The sequence below is a fragment of the Streptomyces sp. DSM 40750 genome, assembly GCF_024612035.1.
Taxonomy (GTDB): domain Bacteria; phylum Actinomycetota; class Actinomycetes; order Streptomycetales; family Streptomycetaceae; genus Streptomyces.
In genome coordinates this window covers 10,560,804-10,579,512 of the sequence record NZ_CP102513.1, presented here as the reverse complement: position 1 = coordinate 10,579,512, position 18,709 = coordinate 10,560,804, and the positions used below count along the sequence as shown (strand labels likewise).

Genomic DNA, 18,709 nt, shown 5'->3' with positions numbered 1-18,709 from the left:
CCTTACTCGGCGTCGGCAACAGCCACGACAGCCCTTCCGCGCGCTCTGCGGCACGGCACGTCGGCAGACGAAAGGCATGGGACTGCTGCCGAGTTGCGGTCAGCGGGCAAGAGGTCCTGCTCAATTCCATGTGCGGCGAAGGGGGTTCCTCGATGACATGCGTGAGGCCCTTCCTCGCAGAGGCTCGCGGACAGCTGCCAGGGCCGGAGGCCGTGGTTCCGGTCAGCGACCGCTGATCGCGGCCGCGGTGGCGCGCAGGGCCCGGGCGGTACGGCGGAGATCGGCGTGGACCAGTCGGCCCCCGGCCTTCACGACCTTGCCTGCCACGAGGACCGTGTCCACGTTGTGTGGCTGCGCCTCCGTGACCACGGCCCCGATGGGGTCGCGCTCGGCGGTGAGCATGTTGAGGTCGTCCAGGCGGAGCAGGATGACGTCGGCCTGCTTGCCGGGGCGCAGTGAGCCGGTGCGGTCGGCCAGCCCCATCGCGGCGGCGCCGTCCAGGGTGGCCATCCGCAGGACGTCCTTGGCGGTCAGCTGGGGGTCTTCGGCGATCTGGCCGGCGAGGTGTGCTGCCCGCATCGTGGAGAACATGTCGCCGGGGGCGAAGGCGACGGTGTCGATGCCGGTGCCGGTGGTGATACCGGCGCGCCGTAGGCGGCCGGCCTCGTCGCCGGGCGTGGCCGAGGCGGTGGCGCCCGAGTCGGCGATCAGCTTCAGCTCGTCGTCGCCGATGCCGTTGGCGTGGACGTAGAGGGTCTTCTCGCGGAGCAGGCCGGCCTCGCGCAGGGCGAAAATCGGCTGTTCGTTGTTGGGGCTGCTGGCGAGGTGGATCGTCAGCGGCAGGTCCAGCTCGTCGGCTATGCGCCAGTCCCTGGCCACTGTCTCCATCGGGGTGGACAGGGGGCCGAGCGGGGCGTATGCCATGGTGACGAGCGCGTTGTCGTCGGCCAGACGCTCGCGGATCCGGCGGACGTCGGCGAGCTTCCCGCCCGCGGTGACGTTGACCGGGGTGCCGTAGGCGAAGACCGCGCGCAGCCCCGCCTCCTTCAGTGCGTCGACGGCGGCGTTCGCCAGTTCGGGCGAGTACGCGATGTGCGCGAAGTCCAGTTGGGTGGTGATGCCGGCGTCGAGGCACTCCAGCGCGCCGGCCAGGGTCGCGATGCGCACGTCCTGCGGCCGGAACTTCGGGCCGACTTGCCCCAGAAGGCGGAAGTAGGCGCCGAGATCGATGTCGATGGCCGCGCTGCGCAGCGCCGAGTGCCACACGTGCCGGTGGGTGTCCACGAAGCCCGGGAGCACGATGCGGTCGGTGGCATCGATGACCATGGCGCCCTTGGAGCGGAGGTTGCGCCCGACGGCGGTGATCTTGCCCCCCTCGATCAGGACGTCGGTGTGGGCATGGGCGACCGGCTGGGGCTCGGTGTCGATGACGTGGCCGTTGCGGATCAGGATGCGGCCCTTCGACATGCCACGGCCCATTTCTGAAGCCGAATGTGCTGGGCCGGTTGGTCGACTTCCGCCGGAGGCCGCGATTGCCGCTGATCCACTGAAAGTGACAGCGGCCGCGGCGGCGGCCGCCCCGGTCAGCACGTTTCGACGGGGCAGATTCATGGTGCGTCTCCGTTGTCTCGGAAGGACTGGCGATGGTGGAAGTGACCTGTGACGCGAAGGGGCGAAAGCGACGTATCGAATCCCGCCAACGTGGGGCCGCGGTCATGGCGCCCGAGGACGCCCGACGTCGCTCACGCCCCCTTGGATGCCGAGAGCCTTCCGGGATCACCCGAAGACTGACGGCGCGGCCGTTCGACTCGCGGTCAAGGGCCGGCGTCAAGGGGACCGCCTGACGCCGCCCCTCGGCGCCGGCCGCGAACGCCACCGGCGTTCACGCCGTATGCGGCCACCCCCTTACGGATAACTCAACCGGACAACCGTCCGGTCGTGGGGTGGAACCTAGTGGACAGCAGTCCGCTTAGCGAGGGCTTCGGTCGCGCGTCCCGCGCTGACGCGCACCGGCCCGCGGCCCGCATGAGCCGACGTGTCAGGCCCAACGGGCCGTCATAGGCGCCCAGTTCGTGGTGGTCGCGTTCGACGGCCTCACACTGGCCCGGCTCGCCGATTTGGACGCCCCGCCATGACCGTGGTCGATCAACCGCTGCGAAGTCTGGTTCACGGTCGTCGACGTCGGAGGCGGGCTGCTTGGGCGGGCCGCCGCCGTGTCCCGGGGGAGGATGACTCGGCGGCGGCCCTGATGCCCGGCGGGTGGGGGGTCGTAAGCCGCCGGACGCTGGTGGGAACTCCTGGGTGACCGGCGGCTGGACCGGCCACCCGGGCGTTCAGAGCAGGGCTTCGGGGGTGATGGGCAGTTCGCGGATCCGGCGGCCGGTGGCGTTGAAGACCGCGTTGGCGATGGCGGGCGCCACTCCGACGATGACGATCTCACCGAGTCCCTTGACGCCGATCGGGTCGGCCTCGTAGTCCTCCCCCTCGATGAAGAACGCCTTCAGGTCCTTGGGAATGTCGGCGTGGGTCGGCACGAGGTAGTCGGCGAGGTTGGCGTTGACGATCCGGCCGTCGCGGTGGTCGGTGACCGTGTGCTCCAGCAGGGCCTGGCCGATGCCGCCGATCATGGCCCCGATGGCCTGGCTGTCGGCGAGTCTCGGGCTGATGATCCGGGCGGCGTCGTACACACCGACCATGCGCCGGACCCTTACCAGGCCGAGGCGGGCGTCGACGGCTACTTCCGCGAAGGTCGCGGCGTAGGCGTAGAAGGAGAACTTCCCCGATTCGGGCGCCCCGGCGTACGAGCCGAGCGTTTCGAGGTGGGTGCGGTTGTTGCGGGCCAAGAGCCGCTGGTAGGTCTCCCCGCGCGCGGGGTTGTCCTTGACGTGCAGCCGGCCGCCGCGTACCACGACGTCGGCGGGGTCGACGCCGTGCAGCGGTGATCCTTCGTCCTTCACCGCCAGGGTGATGGCCTGCTTGCGCAGTTTGTCGCAGCCGTCCTGGACGGCGGAGCCGACACTGGCCATGGTCTGCGAGGCGGCGTGGACGGGGGCCGGGGGCATGAGGGAGTCGCCGAGCCGGAAGGTCACCTGGCGCATGGTCAGGCCGAGGGCGTCGGCGGCGACCTGGGTCATGGACGTGGCCGTGCCGGGGCCCATGTCGCTGGTGGCGGACTGCAGCAGGGCGGTGCCGTCGGCGTCGAGCCGGACCGAGGCCTGGGCCGCGCTGCGCTCGGTGTCGTAGACACCGGCAGCCATCCCCATACCGATGAGCCAGTCACCGTCGCGCGTCGAGCGCGGCTTGGGGTTGCGCCGGTGCCAGCCGAACTCGCGGGCGCCCACGCGGTAGCAGTCGCGCAGGCGGCGGGTGGAGAACGGCAGCCCGGTGGACTCGTCGGCGGCGGGCTCGTTGCGCAGCCGCAGCTCGATCGGGTCCAGGCCCAGTTCGTGGGCGAGTTCGTCCATCGCCGACTCGACGGGGAAGGCGCCGCTGGCGTAGCCGGGGCCGCGCATGAACGTCGGCGTGTTCACGTCCAGCGGTACGTGCCCGTACTCCTGGCGGACGTTGGGCGTGCTGTAGAGCATCCGGCCGGGTTCGAGAACGCCTTCGCTGTGCGTTTCGTAGCTGGAGGTCTCGGCGCGGACGTCGTGCACCGACGCGCTCAGGCGGCCCCGCCGGTCGCTGCCCAGCCGCAGTCCGTACTCGTATGCGGGCCGGAATCCCACGCCGAAGTACGTCTGCCGGCGGGTGAGCAGGAGTTTCACGGGGCGCTTCACCTCGCGGGCCGCCAGGGCCGCGATGACGGTGTGCACCCAGGTCCGGCCGGCGCTGCCGAAGCCGCCGCCGACGACCGGCGCGATGACGCGGATCTTGTCCTGCGGCATGCCGAACTCACTGGCCATGGTCATCATGGCGCCGGCCACCCAGTTGGTCTTCTCCCAGATGGTGAGCTTGTCACCGTCCCAGCGGGCGACGGTGCCGGCCGGTTCCATCGGGTTGTGGTGGTTGCGGGCCATCCGGTACGCCAGGTCCAGCTTGACGGCGGCGGCCCCCAAGGCCCCGTCCGCGTCTCCGCGGGCATACGTCTCGGGATCACCCGCAGAGTCGGCGGTGCCCATGTCGGTCGAGACCGGCTCGGCGTCGTAGGAGACCTCCACCAGGCTCGCGGCGTGCTGTGCCACCTCCAGCGTGGTCGCCACCACGACCGCGACGGGATGCCCGAAGAACCGGACGCGGTCGTCCTGGAAGGGGCGCAGCGCCCCGGGCGGCGGCCACCACCCCGTGCGGGGCGGGAGCTTGGGCGCGTTGAGGTGGCTGATCACCTTCAGGACGCCGGTCTGGGCGAGGGCGGCGCGGGCGTCGACGCCGGTGACACGGCCACGGCCGACACTGCTGTCGACGATGACCGCGTGGACGACCCCGTCGGGGCTGTTGTCTCCGGCGAACTTCGTTCGCCCGGTGACCCTCAGCCGTGCGTCGACCCGGGGCACCGACGCGCCGACGGCTGCCTGTGGCTGGCTCACTTGGTGCCTCCTACGGCGCGCAGTTGCCGTTCGACGGTGCGTTTGAGCAACTCGACCTTGAAGCGGTTGTGCTGAAGGGGGCTGGCCCCGTCCGCCGCCCGCTCGGCCGCCTCGGCCCACAGGGCCTTCGAGGGCCGCTCACCGATGAGCCGCTGTTCGACAGCGGTCAGCTTCCAGGGCACGGTGCCCACGCCTCCGGCGGCCACCTTCGCCTCGCGGATCACGCCACCGCGGATGTGCAGTGCGACGGCCGCCGAGGTGAGGGCGAATTCGTACGACTGCCGGTCTCGCACCTTCAGATAGCCGGATTTGAGCGGGCGCGCGTGGGCCGGGATTTCCACGGCGGTGATCAACTCACCCTTCCGCAGGGCCTGTTCGTTGTTCGGGGTGCTGCCGGGCCGCAGCAGGAAGTCGGCGAACGGGACGGTGCGCCCGCCGTCCGGGCCCAGCAGGCGCACGCTCGCCTCCAGCGCCGCGAAGGCCACGGCGGCATCGGAGGGGTGCGTGGCCACGCAGGACTCGGACGTGCCGAGGATCGCGTGGGTGCGGTTGAATCCGTCGCGGGCCGCACAGCCGGAGCCCGGATCGCGCTTGTTGCAGGCGGCGGTCACGTCACGGAAGTACGTGCACCGGGTGCGCTGCATGATGTTGCCGCCGATCGTGGCCATGTTCCGCAGTTGGGGCGACGCGCTCAGCTCCAGTGCCTCGGAAATGACGGGATACAGGGTGCGTACCTTGGGGTGGGCGGCGGCCTCGGCCATCCGTACCAGCGCGCCGATCCGCAGGCCGCCGCGTTCGGTGGCCGTCACCTCGTGCAAGGGCAGGGTGCTGATGTCGACCAGCGTGCCGGGGCGTTCGACGGTCTCGCGCATCAGGTCCACAAGGGTGGTGCCGCCCGCGATGTAGCGGCCGCCGCGTCGGCCGGCGTCGAGTGCCCCACGGGTGTCGGAGACCTTGGTGTAGGTGAAGGGATGCATGACCGGGCCTCATTTCCCGCGGGCGGTCTGCTCGACCGCGCGCACGATCTTGACGTAGCAGCCGCAGCGGCAGAGGTTGCCGCTCATCCACTCCCGGATCTCCTCGGCGGAGCCGGTGTGGCCCTCCTGGATGCACGCGGCACCGGACACGATCTGGCCGGGGGTGCAGAAGCCGCACTGGTAGGCGTCCTGGTCGATGAACGCCTGCTGCAGTGGGTGGAGCCGCTCACCCTTCTCCAGGCCCTCGATCGTGGTGACCTCGGCGCCCTCCAGCCGCACCGCCAGCGTCAGACAGGAATTGACCCGGCGTCCGTCGACCAGGACGGTACAGGCGCCGCAGGCACCGGCGTTGCAGCCCTTCTTGGAACCAGTCAGGTCCAGGTGCTCGCGCAGCAGGTCCAGCAGCGAGGTGCGGTTGTCGACCGTGACGGTGCGCCGGACGCCGTTGACCGTCAGGGAAACGCGACTGCCGGGCGGTGCCTCGACGGCCGCCGCTTCCTCGATACCGAGGGCGGGCGGCCCCGCGACCAGGCCGCCGGCCAGGGCAGCCCCTCCGACGACAGTGGTCGTCGCGATGAAGGTACGTCGGGTCGGCGCCGAGGAGGGCTCGGCGGATGGGAATACAACTGAGTCGGGAAGTTCGGTGGACATGTCCACTCTCCCTCGTTGGGGTACTGGTGGTTGTCAGGGGCTTACCGGTGGCCGTGCCCCCGCGAGGGTGCCCCGTGTGCCCGTTGCTCAGGCGGTCTGCTGTTCCGTTGGCGGGCGCCGGGCAAAGGGCGGTTGTCGCCGGAGGCCCGGACGGGAACCGGCGGCCAGGAGTGCCGCTGAGCGCGGCGGACCGATCCTCGGCACTACGACTCCCCCGGACGCAGCACGCCGAGTTGGACAGGACCCGCGCGGCGCGGCGCCATCGTGTGCGGGCCCCTGCGTGTTCAGAACATGGTGTTGCCGTTGGCCGAGGTCTCGGGCACCGCCTGGAGGACGTCCCAGTGCTCGACGATCTTGCCGTTCTTGAACCGGACGATGTCGGCAACCGCGGTGCCACGATCCGTCGCCGAGGTGGTCAACCGGCTGTGGATCACCACAAGGTCGCCGTCGGCGAGGACCCGCTTGAAGTCCACCTTCACGTCCGGTACCGCCTTGATGAAGTTCGTCGCCCAGGTGACGAACGCCTTCTTGCCGTTGGTGATCTGGGGGTTGTGCTGAATGTAGGGGTCCCGCAAGTAAAGGTCGGCGGCCTTCTTCGGCTGCTTCTTGTTGAGGGCCAGGTCCACGAAGGCGAGCGCGACCCGCTTGTTGCGCGCTTCCTTGGCGGCCTGGGAGGCCGGCGAGGCCACCGCGGCGGACGACTTCGCGGGGGTCCCGGTACCGGCGAAGGCTGTGGCGCCCACGGTCAGTGCGGCTGTGGTGAGGACACCGACGCCGAGAACGGTGACACGGCGGCTGAGAGTGCGGGACTTCATGAAAGTCTCCAGATTGATCTGCGCATGTATGGATAGGTCTTGGTGGTCTCCGCACCCGAAGGTCCGGAGAGGCTCGGTTGCCCTGCATGCGACGCACCGGGCATGACCTTCAGGCGACTCCCAGCACGGTCCGCAGTACGGCCGGCTGACCTGCGTCGCGGTGGATGGGCATCTGGGCGTCGGTCAGGGGGACGCCCGTGCCGCCGTCTCGGATGGCGATGATCTCCGCCGCGATGGACAGGGCGGTCCCTTCGGGCGTGCGGGCGCCGAGGTCGAGGCCGATCGGTGACCTGAGCCGGGCCAACTCCTGCTCGTCCAGGCCGGCTTCGCGCAACCTGCGCTCGCGGTCGGTGTGGGTGCGGCGCGAGCCCATGGCGCCGACGTAGGCGACCGGCATCCGCAGGGCCTCCTGCAGCAGAGGCACGTCGAACTTGGCGTCGTGGGTGAGGACGCACAGGACGGTGCGTGCGTCGGTCGGTGTGCGCTGGAGGTAGCGGTGAGGCCAGTCGACGACGATGTCGTCGGCGTCCGGGAAGCGGGCCCGGGTGGCGAAGACGGGGCGGGCGTCGCACACGGTGACGTGGTAGCCGAGGAACTTGCCGACCCGGACCAGTGCCGCCGCGAAGTCGATCGCCCCGAACACGATCATGCGGGGAGGAGGCGTGTTCACCGCGACGAGCAGCGTGAGGCCGCCGGGGCAGTGGGATCCTCTTCCGGACTCCGTCCGGGGGGCCCCATCTCGCTGCGCTCGCGGAGATCTCGACCGTGCCGGTGCGGCCGGCTTCCAGCAGGGCGTGCGCCCGGGCGGCCGCGGTCCGGTCCAGCGTGGCGTGGTCGTCTCCGTGCGATCCCTCATACGTGCCGTCGGGACGAACGAGCAGGCTCTTGCCCAGGAGCTCGGCCGGGCCGCGGACCACCTGTGTGAGGGCTGCCGGTTCGTCGCGGACAGCACCGGTCAGGGCGGACCGGAACACCGCCCTGACCGGCGTGTCGGCGGTGACCGGCGTGACCAGGATGTCGATGATCCCGCCGCAGGTGAGGCCGACGGCGAAGGCATCCTCGTCGCTGTAGCCGAACCGTTCGACTATCGACCTGCCGTCTTCGATCGCTTGCCTGCAAAGGTCATAAACGGCTCCTTCCACACAACCGCCGGAGACCGATCCGATGACGGTGCCTTCGCGGTCGACCGCCATGGCCGCCCCGAGTCCGCGTGGCGCGCTGCCGCTGACGCCGACAACGGTGGCCACGGCGAACTCCCGGCCGCCATCGAGCCACGGTCTCAACTCTTGGGCGATGTCAAGCACTTGATGCCTCCGCGGACAGAACGCGATCAGGTCGGATGGGCAGGTGGTGGTGGCGTACGCCGGTCACGTACCGGCGCGTTGGTGGGCACGACGGCTGGCAGTCGGCCATGGGGCTTGCCGTATCCGGCGCTTTGGTGCCGCTAAGCGGACTGTAGTCCGCTACTCCGGAGAACGTAGCGGACGGCAGTCCGGTTAGCAAGGGGCTGAGTCGTGAACCCACCTCCACCGACAAACCCGCCACCCCATCAGCGCCGGCCGCTCCACTCAACTCGCCTGCCTGTCGCTCCAGTTCACCTCGAACTCGACCCTTGCAGGACCGGACAGCCGTCCATTACGGTAACCCGCAGTACCGGACAGGCGTCCGCTTCCGTGGGCCACTCACACGCGTCGAGTGGGACTTCCAACCACCCACCGGGCGGGGAATCGCCGTCCACACACACTCGAACCAGGCCGCACAACCACGCACGCCCAACGACGGACGCGGTCGGCCGACCCCCACAAAAGGATCACAGTGCTACAGAAGATCAAGAGAGCCGCCACGCTCGCAGCCGTCCCCGCCGCGCTCGCCCTCGCAGTCGCCACCCCCGCCGGCGCCGACGAACACAGCGAGCCCGTCGCCATCGGGACCGCGTACGAGGTGTGGGACATGACGGGTGGCAGCGCCACTTTGTACTCCGACGCGACCACCTGCACGGACATCCCGGTACTCGAGAAGGTAGGCGGGGCGCGGAACAACGCGAATTCCGGCTACGTCATGAGGTTCTACGTCGACGCCGACTGTCGGATTGAGATGGGCCCCGGGCTGAACCCCGGCCAGTCCGCGACCAAAGGCGACCACAATATGAACTTCTTCCCTGTCACCCACTACATGATCACGCCTGTGTAGCACCGACGGAACCGCCTCCTCGCACAGGTCGAGTGAGGCACCGCCACCTTGACCGGACGGTCACCTTGACCGGTCTGTGCCGGGCCGGGTGGACCGCGCGGATGTGCGGACCGGGTTGATCGAGCCGTTCGTAGGGTTGGGTCGGCCAGGCGTACTGGGCGTGGTCCTCAGCCGGTGAGCGGATAGGGGCGGCAATCGACAGCGGCCAGGGAGACCATGGTCGCCGGGGCGTTCACGTGTGTGCCTGCTGATGTCGGCGTCGGCGTCCGATGATCCGGTTGCCGATGAGTCCGTGGCGCGGGGCGAAGAGGTACACGAGGGCGAACGCGGTGCCCTGGACCAGGACGATCATGCCGCCGGAGGCGGTGTCGAGGTAGTAACTCAGGTACAGGCCGGTGACGGCCGCGGCAGTGGAGAAGACCGGTGCGATCAGCAGCATGCGCTGGAATCGGTCGGTCAGCAGGTAGGCGGTCGCGCCTGGGATGACCAGCATGGCCACGACCAGGATGACACCGGCGACCTGGAGAGCCACGACGCAGGTGAAGGCGAGCAGTCCGAGCAGGGCCGCGCCGAGCAGACGAGGGGACAGGCCGATGGCCTGCGCATGGGTCGGGTCGAAGGCGTAGAGGGTGAAGTCGCGGCGTTTGAGGATCAGCACGGCGAGGGTGACCGCGCCGAGGGCGGCGATCTGGATCAGGTCGGCGCTGTCGACGCCGAGCAGGCTGCCGAAGATGATGTGGTTGAGGTCCGTCTGGCTGGGGGTGACCGAGATCAGCACGAGACCGAGCGCGAACAGGGTGGTGAACACGATGCCGATCGCCGCGTCCTCCTTGACCCGGCTGGTGTCCCGGACCACACCGATGAGCGCGACGGCCAGCACGCCGAAGACGAGTGCGCCCAACGCGAACGGCACACCGAGGATGTAGGCCAGCACCACGCCGGGCAGCACGGCGTGGGAGACGGCGTCGCCCATGAGCGACCAGCCGATGAGTACCAGCCAGCAGGACAGCACCGCGCAGACCACGGCCGCGACGAGCGTGGCCGCGAGGGCCCGGACCATGAAGCTGTACGTGAGGGGTTCCAGGAGGAACTCGTAGAAGGTCACACCGTCTCCTCTCGCCGAAGCACGTCCAGACCGAACGCCCGCGCGAGGTTGTCGGGCCGGAGGACCTCGTCCGGTGAGCCGTGCACGAGGACCGTGCGCATGAGCAGGACCGCCTCGTCGGCGAGGCGGGGAAGAGCGTGCAGGTCGTGGGTGGACACCAGGACGGCGGACCCGTCGCGGGCCAGTTCGCGCAGCAGACGGGTGATGGTGGCCTCCGAGCCCTTGTCCACACCGGCGAAGGGCTCGTCCAGCAGCAGGATGCCGGCCCCCTGGGCGATTCCGCGGGCGACGAACGCGCGTTTGCGCTGGCCGCCGGAGAGCCGCCCGATCTGGCGGTCGGCGAGGTCGGTGAGCTGTACTCGCTCCAGGGCGTGGTCCACAGCCTCGTGGTCGGCGCGACGCGGGCGCCGGGTGAAGCCCATGTGTCCGTAGCGGCCGGTCAACACGACGTCCCGTACCGACAACGGGAACGCCCAGTCCACGTCCTCGCTCTGGGGTACGTAGCCGATCGCTCCGGACTTGCGTGCCCGTGCGGGCGGGCCGCCGTTGACGCGCACTGTGCCGCTGTCCGGCTTCAGGGAACCCATGATGGTCTTGAACAGTGTCGACTTGCCCGAGCCGTTCATCCCCACGAGCCCGCACACCCGTCCGGCGGCCAGCGACAGAGTGACACGGTCGAGTGCGACGACGTCGCCGTAACGGACCGTGGCCTGGTCGACGTGGATCGCCGGCGTGCTCATCGGGCGGTCCCGGTCAGCGCGGTGACGATGGTGTCCGCGTCGTGGCGGATCAGGTCGAGGTAGGTGGGCACGGGACCGTCCGGTCCGGAAAGCGAGTCGACGTAGAGCACACCGCCGAATCGCGCGCCGCTGGCCGAGGCGACCTGGCGCATCGGGGCGTCGGACACGGTGGACTCGCAGAACACCGCGGGGACCTTGTGCTGTTCGACGAAGTCGATCGTGCGGGTGATCTGCTGCGGAGTGGCCTGTTGCTCGGCGTTGACGGCCCAGATGTACCGTTCGGTCAGGCCCGCGTCGCGTGCCAGGTAGGAGAAGGCGCCCTCACAGGTGACCAGTGCACGTTCGTTGTCCGGCAGGCGGCTCAGCGCACCCACCAGTTCGTCATGAAGCCGTTGCAGCTGTCGCTTGTAGCGCGTGCCGTTGGCCTTGAACGCGGCCGTGTTGTCCGGGTCCAGGTCGCTGAACGCCTTCACCATGTTGTCCACGTAGATCCGCACGTTCAGCGGTGACATCCACGCGTGCGGATTGGCCCGCCCCCGGTAGGCGTCCTCGGCGATGTCGATCGGCGTGACTCCTTCGCTGACCACCGCGTGCGGCACGTCGATTTCGGCCACGAACTGCCCGAACCACGCTTCCAGGTGCAGGCCGTTGTCGATGATCAGATCCGCTCCGGCCGCCTTCTTGATGTCGTCCGGTGTGGGCTCGTACCCGTGGATCTCCGCACCGGCCTTGGTGATGGACTCCACCCGGAGGTGGTCTCCCGCGACGTGGGAGGCGATGTCGGCCAGGACCGTGAACGTCGTCAGGACGACCGGCCGCTCGGCACGGCCCGTACTCGCGTTCCCGATCCCGCACGCGGCCAGCAGGAACACCATCGTCGTCGCACAGGCGATCCAGGCGCTGCGGGCGAATCTCTTCGGCATGTGTGGCTCCCCTGGACAGAGGTGGCAAGAGACTGGTTCATCAGGCACCGGACGCTCCCTGCGGGGGCCGGCCGAACCGACCGGTCAGCGCGGGAACGCCGCGGCCCGGCGGGGTCACTTCCGTGGCGTGATCTCCGCCATCCGCGACCATCCCCGCCCCTCCGTCTCGACGTTGATGATGTCGGGCGTCACAGCCACCACGTCCGGCATCCAGGCCATCGCCGCCTTGAAGTGGTCGGAGTCGACGTGTTCGACGCCCGCCTCCTGGGAGGCGAACGCCTCCAGGAGGACGAAGCGGCCCGGGGCGGCGGTGTCGACGGACCACTCGAAGAAGAGGTTGCCGGGCTCGGCCCGGGTGGCGGCGGTGAAGTCGGCCACGCGGTCGAGCCACTGGTCGCGGTATTCCGGGCGGACGGTGAATCGTACGGCGATGAAGATCATTCAATGCTCCTTGAGACGGCTCCTTGGAACACGAAAAAGGGACGCTCAGCCCGCGAACACGCTCGCCGGCAGTCCCACGTTGAGCGCCACCACCACGCTGGAGAGGATGATCCGGCTGAGGACCGGGTTTGGTGGCGGAACGGGCGTTGCGCCCGCCCGCCACCAAACGCCCAACACCCAACACGCCTCTGGCTACGGGATGTTGGACGGCCGCGGCAGTCCCTCGGCTAGGTCGCCGATCTCCGGGGAGTGGATGGAGCCGGGATTGCCGATGATCTCCTCGACGATCAGCGTCTCGGTGGTGAGCAGCAGGGCGGCGATGGACGCGGCGCTGAGCAGCGCGCTGCGGGTGACCTTGACCGGGTCGATGATCCCGCGCTGGTGCAGGTCGGCGTAGTCGCCGCGCAGGGCGTCCAGGCCGCTGCCGACGGGCAGCGTGGCCACCTTGGCCTCCGCCTCGTCGGGGTCGAGACCGGCGTTGATGGCGATCCAGCGCAGCGGTTCGGCGAGCGCCTTGGCGACGATGGCGCGGCCCACCGCGGCGTCCTCGTCGCCCCGGCCGGGTTCGGGCCCGTCGAGGGCGGCGATGTCGGCCCGGGCGTGCAGCAGCGCCGCGCCGCCGCCCGCCACCACGCCCTCCTCGGCCGCCGCCCGGGTGGCGGCGAGCGAGTCCTCCAGGCGCATCTGCTTCTCCTTGAGCTCGACGCCGCTCGCGGCGCCGACGCGGATGACGGCGACGCCGCCGGAGAGTTTCGCGATGCGTTCGCCGAGCTTGTCCCGGTCGTGCTCGTTGGTGGCGCGCTCCAGCTCGGTCTTGAGGTTCTCGATGCGTTCGGCCACCCGCTCGTCGCCGCCGGCCCCGCCGAGGACGGCGGTGGAGCGTTCGGTGGCGATGACCTTCTCGGCGCGTCCCAGGTCGTCGAGGGTGGCGCTCTCCAGGGTGCGGCCCGCGGTGCCGGTGATGACCCGGCCACCGGTGAGCGCGGCCATGTCCTCCAGTTCGGCGATGCGCCGGAAGCCGAAGCCGGGGGCGCGTACCGCGAGTGAACGGAAGGTGCCGTGCGCCGCGTTGGTGACGAGCATGCCGAGCGCGGGCCCGTCGACGTTCTCGGCGATGACGACCAGCGGGGAGCCGGTGCGCATCACCAGCTCAAGGACGGGCATCAGCTCCTGCACCTTGGTGATCTTGGTGTCGCAGTAGAGGAGGTACGGGTTCTCCAGGACGGCTTCCATGCGTCCTTGGTCGGTGACCATGTACGGGGAGATCCAGCCGCTGTCGAACTCAAGGCCCTCGGCGTACTCGACGCTGATTCCGAAGGCGGACGACTCCTCCACCGTCACGACGCCGGTGCGGCCGACGCGGGCCACGGCCTGGGCGATGGCCTCGCCGATGGCGGGGTCGTTGTTGGCGGACAGGGCGGCCACCCGGACGAGTTCGCCGTCGGTGCGGACCGGTCGCGACTGGGTGGTCAGGGAGTCGACGGCGGCCGCCACGGCGGCCTCGATGCCGTTCTTCAACAGCACCGGATTGGCACCGTCGTTGACCGCCCTCAGCCCCTCGCGGACGATCGCCTGGGCGAGCACGGTGGCGGTGGTGGTGCCGTCGCCGACGTCCCCGTTGGTGCGGGTGGCCACCTCCTTCACGAGCTGGGCGCCCATGTTGGCGAAGGGGTTCTTGAGCTGGATCTCGCGGGCGATGGTGACGCCGTCGTTGGTGATGGTGGGCGGCCCGGTCAGCTTCTCCAGGACCGCGTTACGGCCCTTCGGACCGAGGGTGACACGCACGGCGTCGGCCAGCGCGTTCACCCCGCTCTCCAGCAGTGCGCGCGCTTCGGCATTGAAGCGCAGTTCCTTCGCCATGGCGGTGTCGTCCCTTCGGTACGGCTCGGGCAGGTGCGTACGCGATGCGGCAGGTGTACGGCGGTGGCGGCGGCCAGGCGTGCGGTATCCGTGGTGCGCCGACCCTCACGAACGAAGGTCCACGGATCGGCCGCCGCCACCTGCTCGGGGTACTGATTCAGGGCACGAGGACGGCGCGTCCGCGCACCCGGCCCTGATTCAGGTCGTCCAGGGCCCGGTCGAAGTCGTCCAGCGGGTAGGTGACGGTGTGGAGGGTGACCAGTCCGCGTGCCGCGAGGTCCATCAGTTCCACCAGGTCGGTGTAGGAGCCGACCAGGTTTCCGATGAAGTTGATCTCGGTGGAGATGATGTCGATGGTCGGCACGGACAGGGTTCCGCCGTAACCGATCACGTAGTAGTCGCCGGCCCGGCGCAGCATCCGTACACCGTCCTCCAGGGCGCCGCCCTCGCCGACGAAGTCGAGCACGGCCTCGGCGCCCTGCCCTCCGGTGAGCGCGGCGACCTGGTCGACCTGGCTGCCGTCGGCGACGACGGTGTGGTGCGCGCCGAGCGTCTCGGCGAGCTTCAGTGCCTGCGCCGACCGGTCGACGACGATCAGCTCGGCGGGGGTGAGCGCCCGCAGCACCTGGATGCCGATGTGTCCGAGCCCGCCCGCACCGATCACCACGGCCTTGGCGCCCGGAGCGAGCGTGCGGGCCGCCTTCTTCGCCGCGTGGTACGCCGTCAGGCCCGCGTCGGCCAGCGCGGCCACGTCGGCCGGGGCGAGGCCCGGGGCGAGCGGGACGACCGCGCGGGCGTTGGTGCGCAGGTACTCGGCGAACCCGCCGTCCGCGTCGATGCCGGGGAAGGCGCTCGCCGCGCAGTGCACGTCGTCACCGCGCCGGCAGGCGGCGCACAGTCCGCAGGTGACGAGCGGATGCAGGATCACCGGGTCGCCGGGAGCGACCGAGGTGACGGCGGATCCGACCTCCGCGACCCAGCCCGCGTTCTCGTGCCCCTGGACGTACGGCAGGCTCACCCCGCTCTTGGCCTCCCACTGGCCCTCGATGATGTGCAGGTCGGTACGGCACACGCCGGCGCCGCCGATCTTCACGATCACGTCCAGCGGTGAGGAGATCACCGGGTCGGGCACCTCGTCGAGCTCGGGCTGGTGGTCGTACTGGTGCAGTCGTACGGCTTTCATGACGCTTCCTCCCTTCTGCTACTGACTTCTGTCCAGCCGGCGGGCCCGTAGCGAGTGGCCAGCAGGCCCTCGCAGAACTCGGTGTTGGCGCCGATACCGACACCGGCCGTACGACCCATGAGCAGGTGCCGCTCCAGACCTGCGGCGGGCACGGCGCGCCCCTCGTTGTCGGTGAACAGCGGCGCCGACACATCCGCCCGGAGGCCGAGCAGGGCGCGTCGGCGGCGCAGCGTCACCGTCAGGCGCTCGGGCAGGTCGCCCAGGACCGCGTCGGCCAGTTGCCGGTGGGTCCAGCCACGCTCCAGCAGCCGCTTGCCGAGGCGGGTCTGGGCCGCCAGGTGCCCTTTGCGCAGGAAGACGGCGCGCAGCTCCTGCATGCGGTCGGGGTCGGCGAGCCCCGGGAACGCCTCGGAGAACGACTTCTCGCCTCCCACGCCCTGGTTGATCTCCTCGGAGGCGAAGTGGTCCTCCAGGACGACCGTGCACTCCCCCGCCCAGGACAGCCGGGCCAGTTCGCGCCGGGCGTCCTCCACCATCAGCCAGGCGAAGTTGGGAGCGCAGAAGTAGGTGGGCAACCGGAGTCTGGCCTCCACCGAGCCGTCGGCGCCGACACTGACGGAGCTGACGAAGCCGAGTTCGGTGATGGGGCGGTCGAGTTCCGGGTCGAGCACCGCCGCCAGGGCCGTGTTGACGGCGGTGACCCGGTCGACCGCCTCGGTGACGGCGGTCATGCCGCCACCGCTGCGGCGGCGGGCAGTTGGGCACTCCCCGGGACCTTGAGGTCGTACAGGCGCGCGTGGTTGAGGCCGAGGATCTTGCGCTTGGCGTCGGTGGTGAGGACGCCGTACTCGGACTGGAGGTCCTCGGGGATCTGGAAGTCGACGAACTTCTCGATCAGCCACTTCGGGCTCCAGATCGCGTAGTCGCTGCCGAACACGATCCGGTCCTCGTCGAGCCAGTACAGCAGCTCGCCGATGATCTGGCCGAAGTAGCGGGGGCGGGAGTGGATGAACGGCATGACCACGGACAGGCCCGCGTACACGTTGGGTTCCTGGGTGGCGATCCAGCAGAAGTCGTCGAGACGGGGCAGCCCGGAGTGCTCCACGACGAAGTTCAGGCCGGGGAAGGCGCTGGCCGCGTGGTCGATGTCGGCGACGTCGAAGGCGTCCCGGTTCAGCGGCCAGATGGTGGGGCCCTTGTGGACGTGGATGTTGCGGATGCCGAGTTCCTGGCACAGCGCCAGGTAGTCCTGTGTCTCGGGGTCGCTCAGCTTCCAGCCCTTGGAGGAGCCGCGCCATTCGGCGGTGTAGAGCTTGACGCCCCGCAGGTTCCACTCGGCGTGCAGCTTCCGCAGCCGCTCCAGGCCGGCCTCGCCCTCCCGCGGGTCGAAAGAGCCGTTGGCGATGAGCCGGTCGGGGAACTTACGGGCCAACTGACCGTTACGCTCGGTGGTGTTGAAGCCGCTGCGGTAGAACTCGTTGAGGTACGTGGGCTGGAAGATGCCCCAGTCGACGTAGCCGGTCTCGAACAGGTCGTGCATCAGGTCCTGTTCGCTGTACTTGCGGAACTTCTCCAGCGGCCACACCCACTCCTGGGGGCTGAGGTTGCGCTGGTAGTCGTAGAAGCAGCGGATGAAGCCCTCGCCGTACTTGTTGGCGGTGTTCTCCTCGCTGGCGTCCCAGAAGTGGATGTGTCCGTCGACGATGAAGTAGTCGACGCCGTCCTTGCGGTACATGGCTGCTCCTCCCGGGCGTCAGTCGACGGGACTGAGGTCGAAGTCGATGTATTCGGCGGCGTCCTCGGGGTTGGCGAAGAGCACCGTGCGGTCGTCGAGGTGGACCATGCGCCCGTAGTGGGTGGACATGATCTCCTCGAAGTCGGACACGTCGAAGTCGAAGCCGAGGGCGCCTGAGATCTCGTCGAAGTCGAAGGTGAGCACCCGCTCGCCGTCGACGCGGATCATCGACGGGTAGTCGGTGACACTGACGTTCTCCTTGGCGCGCATCACATCGGCGACGACATGGCCGTTCTGGTTGTTCATCAGCGTCACGCCGCACATGTTCGACGAGGTGCGGTCGGCGCTGAACGGCTGCGGGGCGGTGGTCACTTGGCGGTCCTCTCGCTCGTACGGTCGGCGGGTGCCTCAAGGCCCAGGTCCTCGATGAGGCGGGCGAAGCGCTCCTTGGCGCGGTCGAGACTGTCCTCGAAGCGGACGGGCTTCTCGGCGGGCTGCGACCACAGCGGCTGCAGCCGGCGTGCGGCGTCGAGGCTCACCGGCGCCCAGCGCTCCAACCACTCCTGGACGACCTGCTTGTTGCCGGCGCCGTGGGCGGCGTCGCCGAGCAGGAGGGTGAACAGGGATCGGGTGTAGCGCAGGTCGCGGTCGTAGTCGTTCTCGCCGGCGCCCATCACGGTCGGGGTGGTGTAGTCACCGTTGCGGGCGGCGATCTGCAGAACGAGGTGACTGCGGAACAGCTCGCCGACGAGGGGCTCGAAGACGAGGTTCGTGGCGAACAGGGCCTCGGCCCAGTCCTGTACGGCGGTGAGCCGTTCGGTGTTCTCCCGCACGCCCTGCCAGGCGGGGTCCGACTGCCACACGTCCCGGTGGGCGGAGCCGTCGAAGCCGTCGAGCTGCTCCTCGATGTCCAGGTTGTACAGCGCGAGGTCCTGGGCGAAGCGGAGTTTGTGGACGCTGTTCACCGCGAGCGCGTTGTTGAGCATGTTGGTGGGCGCGGAGCGCTGGATCGCGACGAACACGTGCATGCCCAGGCCCTGTTCCGCGTGCATCCACGCGCCGACGTGCCGCTCGACGAAGGTACGCCAGGCACGGGTCCACTGCCCGTACGCCTCGGCCTTGCGAGCGTTCGCGAGGTTCTGCTGGACCTGCCGCACGACGTTGGCGTTGTTGCGGTAGATCGTCTGCTCCCACTCCTCGTTGGGGTCGAGGAAGCGGTGCCAGTCCGAGGACTTGAGGGCGGTCCAGTCCTGCGGGTAGCCCGAGGAGCCGTCGGCGAAGCCGTAGATCCAGCCCTGCAGCAGGTGGCGCTCCGGGTCGGGCTGGACGTCGAAGGTGACGTCCTCGTACATGCTGGCCCGCATCTTCTGCGGCTTGTAGTAGGAGAAGGCGCGGCTGGTGGAGCTCGGGAAGACGAGGGCTCCCGCCTCGGCGTCGGTGAACTGCGGTTTGGGGAAGCTGCGTTCGGCCTTGGCCGGCTTGTCGGCTTGAGTGGTCATGCGTACGGCTCCTCGCATGGGTCAGGAGGGTCGGGTGTGTGCCCAGGTCGGGTGTGCGCGCGGATCA

General features: G+C 69.6%; 16 protein-coding genes and 1 pseudogene. 1 reads left to right on the top strand and 16 read right to left on the bottom strand.

Annotated elements, in window-relative coordinates:
• Nucleotides 1–222: 222 nt before the first annotated feature.
• The 6 genes and pseudogenes from JIX55_RS46220 to JIX55_RS46195 form a co-directional block, all read right to left on the bottom strand.
• Nucleotides 223–1,467, bottom strand: a complete 1,245-nt coding sequence (locus JIX55_RS46220; protein ID WP_257561920.1) for an amidohydrolase family protein — start codon at nt 1,465–1,467, stop codon at nt 223–225.
• 866 nt (nt 1,468–2,333) lie between these two features.
• Complete coding sequence (locus JIX55_RS46215; RefSeq protein WP_257561921.1) at nt 2,334–4,523, bottom strand: xanthine dehydrogenase family protein molybdopterin-binding subunit; 2,190 nt, start codon at nt 4,521–4,523, stop codon at nt 2,334–2,336.
• Nucleotides 4,520–5,500: an FAD binding domain-containing protein gene (locus JIX55_RS46210; RefSeq protein WP_257561922.1), complete on the bottom strand. Its 981-nt coding sequence runs from the start codon at nt 5,498–5,500 to the stop codon at nt 4,520–4,522. The genes JIX55_RS46215 and JIX55_RS46210 overlap by 4 nt, the downstream gene beginning before the upstream one ends.
• A 9-nt stretch (nt 5,501–5,509) precedes the next feature.
• A complete protein-coding gene (locus JIX55_RS46205; protein WP_257561923.1) occupies nt 5,510–6,151 on the bottom strand; it encodes a (2Fe-2S)-binding protein in 642 nt (213 codons plus the stop codon).
• 284 nt (nt 6,152–6,435) lie between these two features.
• Nucleotides 6,436–6,966 (bottom strand): nuclear transport factor 2 family protein, encoded by a 531-nt coding sequence (locus tag JIX55_RS46200; protein ID WP_257561924.1) that lies wholly within the window; start codon nt 6,964–6,966, stop codon nt 6,436–6,438.
• 109 nt (nt 6,967–7,075) lie between these two features.
• Nucleotides 7,076–8,270, bottom strand: a pseudogene (locus JIX55_RS46195) (XdhC family protein).
• Nucleotides 8,271–8,781: 511 nt separating this feature from the next.
• On the opposite strand from JIX55_RS46195, the gene JIX55_RS46190 reads away from it, so the two are divergent.
• Entirely contained in the window at nt 8,782–9,156 is a 375-nt protein-coding gene (locus JIX55_RS46190) for a hypothetical protein (RefSeq protein ID WP_257561926.1), read from the top strand.
• Nucleotides 9,157–9,388: 232 nt separating this feature from the next.
• Here JIX55_RS46190 and JIX55_RS46185 read toward each other — a convergent pair whose 3' ends face one another.
• From JIX55_RS46185 to JIX55_RS46140, 10 genes are all read right to left on the bottom strand, one after another.
• Complete coding sequence (locus tag JIX55_RS46185) at nt 9,389–10,261, bottom strand: metal ABC transporter permease (protein WP_257561927.1); 873 nt, start codon at nt 10,259–10,261, stop codon at nt 9,389–9,391.
• Entirely contained in the window at nt 10,258–11,001 is a 744-nt protein-coding gene (locus JIX55_RS46180; RefSeq protein ID WP_257561928.1) for a metal ABC transporter ATP-binding protein, read from the bottom strand. The genes JIX55_RS46185 and JIX55_RS46180 overlap by 4 nt, the downstream gene beginning before the upstream one ends.
• Nucleotides 10,998–11,924, bottom strand: coding sequence for a metal ABC transporter substrate-binding protein (locus JIX55_RS46175; protein WP_257561929.1), 927 nt, complete (start codon nt 11,922–11,924; stop codon nt 10,998–11,000). Before JIX55_RS46175 ends, JIX55_RS46180 begins: the two co-directional genes overlap by 4 nt.
• 114 nt (nt 11,925–12,038) lie before the next feature.
• Nucleotides 12,039–12,365 carry a putative quinol monooxygenase gene (locus JIX55_RS46170; protein ID WP_257561930.1) on the bottom strand — a complete coding sequence of 109 codons (327 nt, stop codon included), beginning with the start codon at nt 12,363–12,365 and terminating at the stop codon, nt 12,039–12,041.
• A gap of 192 nt (nt 12,366–12,557) precedes the next feature.
• A complete protein-coding gene (gene groL / locus JIX55_RS46165; RefSeq protein WP_257561931.1) occupies nt 12,558–14,225 on the bottom strand; it encodes a chaperonin GroEL in 1,668 nt (555 codons plus the stop codon).
• A 157-nt stretch (nt 14,226–14,382) separates the two neighbouring features.
• Nucleotides 14,383–15,408: an NAD(P)-dependent alcohol dehydrogenase gene (locus JIX55_RS46160; RefSeq protein ID WP_257561932.1), complete on the bottom strand. Its 1,026-nt coding sequence runs from the start codon at nt 15,406–15,408 to the stop codon at nt 14,383–14,385.
• Nucleotides 15,405–16,139, bottom strand: a complete 735-nt coding sequence (locus tag JIX55_RS46155; protein ID WP_257561933.1) for an iron-sulfur cluster assembly protein — start codon at nt 16,137–16,139, stop codon at nt 15,405–15,407. Before JIX55_RS46155 ends, JIX55_RS46160 begins: the two co-directional genes overlap by 4 nt.
• The gene (locus tag JIX55_RS46150; protein WP_257561934.1) at nt 16,136–17,143 is read right to left on the bottom strand and encodes an amidohydrolase family protein; all 1,008 of its coding nucleotides are present in this window, start codon (nt 17,141–17,143) and stop codon (nt 16,136–16,138) included. The genes JIX55_RS46155 and JIX55_RS46150 overlap by 4 nt, the downstream gene beginning before the upstream one ends.
• Before the next feature lie 18 nt (nt 17,144–17,161).
• The gene (gene mimD, locus JIX55_RS46145) at nt 17,162–17,515 is read right to left on the bottom strand and encodes a propane 2-monooxygenase effector subunit MimD (protein ID WP_257561935.1); all 354 of its coding nucleotides are present in this window, start codon (nt 17,513–17,515) and stop codon (nt 17,162–17,164) included.
• Entirely contained in the window at nt 17,512–18,642 is a 1,131-nt protein-coding gene (locus JIX55_RS46140) for an aromatic/alkene monooxygenase hydroxylase subunit beta (RefSeq protein WP_257561936.1), read from the bottom strand. Before JIX55_RS46140 ends, mimD begins: the two co-directional genes overlap by 4 nt.
• Nucleotides 18,643–18,709: the final 67 nt, after the last annotated feature.

Excerpts from the sequence above, each read along its gene's own strand:
- JIX55_RS46150 (WP_257561934.1), bottom strand. The coding sequence starts at position 17,143 with ATGTACCGCAAGGACGGCGTCGACTACTTCATCGTCGACGGACACATC.
- JIX55_RS46170 (WP_257561930.1), bottom strand. The coding sequence starts at position 12,365 with ATGATCTTCATCGCCGTACGATTCACCGTCCGCCCGGAATACCGCGAC.
- JIX55_RS46200 (WP_257561924.1), bottom strand. The coding sequence starts at position 6,966 with ATGAAGTCCCGCACTCTCAGCCGCCGTGTCACCGTTCTCGGCGTCGGT.
- JIX55_RS46180 (WP_257561928.1), bottom strand. The coding sequence starts at position 11,001 with ATGAGCACGCCGGCGATCCACGTCGACCAGGCCACGGTCCGTTACGGC.
- JIX55_RS46205 (WP_257561923.1), bottom strand. The coding sequence starts at position 6,151 with ATGTCCACCGAACTTCCCGACTCAGTTGTATTCCCATCCGCCGAGCCC.
- JIX55_RS46140 (WP_257561936.1), bottom strand. The coding sequence starts at position 18,642 with ATGACCACTCAAGCCGACAAGCCGGCCAAGGCCGAACGCAGCTTCCCC.
- JIX55_RS46175 (WP_257561929.1), bottom strand. The coding sequence starts at position 11,924 with ATGCCGAAGAGATTCGCCCGCAGCGCCTGGATCGCCTGTGCGACGACG.
- JIX55_RS46160 (WP_257561932.1), bottom strand. The coding sequence starts at position 15,408 with ATGAAAGCCGTACGACTGCACCAGTACGACCACCAGCCCGAGCTCGAC.
- groL (WP_257561931.1), bottom strand. The coding sequence starts at position 14,225 with ATGGCGAAGGAACTGCGCTTCAATGCCGAAGCGCGCGCACTGCTGGAG.
- JIX55_RS46155 (WP_257561933.1), bottom strand. The coding sequence starts at position 16,139 with ATGACCGCCGTCACCGAGGCGGTCGACCGGGTCACCGCCGTCAACACG.
- JIX55_RS46220 (WP_257561920.1), bottom strand. The coding sequence starts at position 1,467 with ATGTCGAAGGGCCGCATCCTGATCCGCAACGGCCACGTCATCGACACC.
- JIX55_RS46210 (WP_257561922.1), bottom strand. The coding sequence starts at position 5,500 with ATGCATCCCTTCACCTACACCAAGGTCTCCGACACCCGTGGGGCACTC.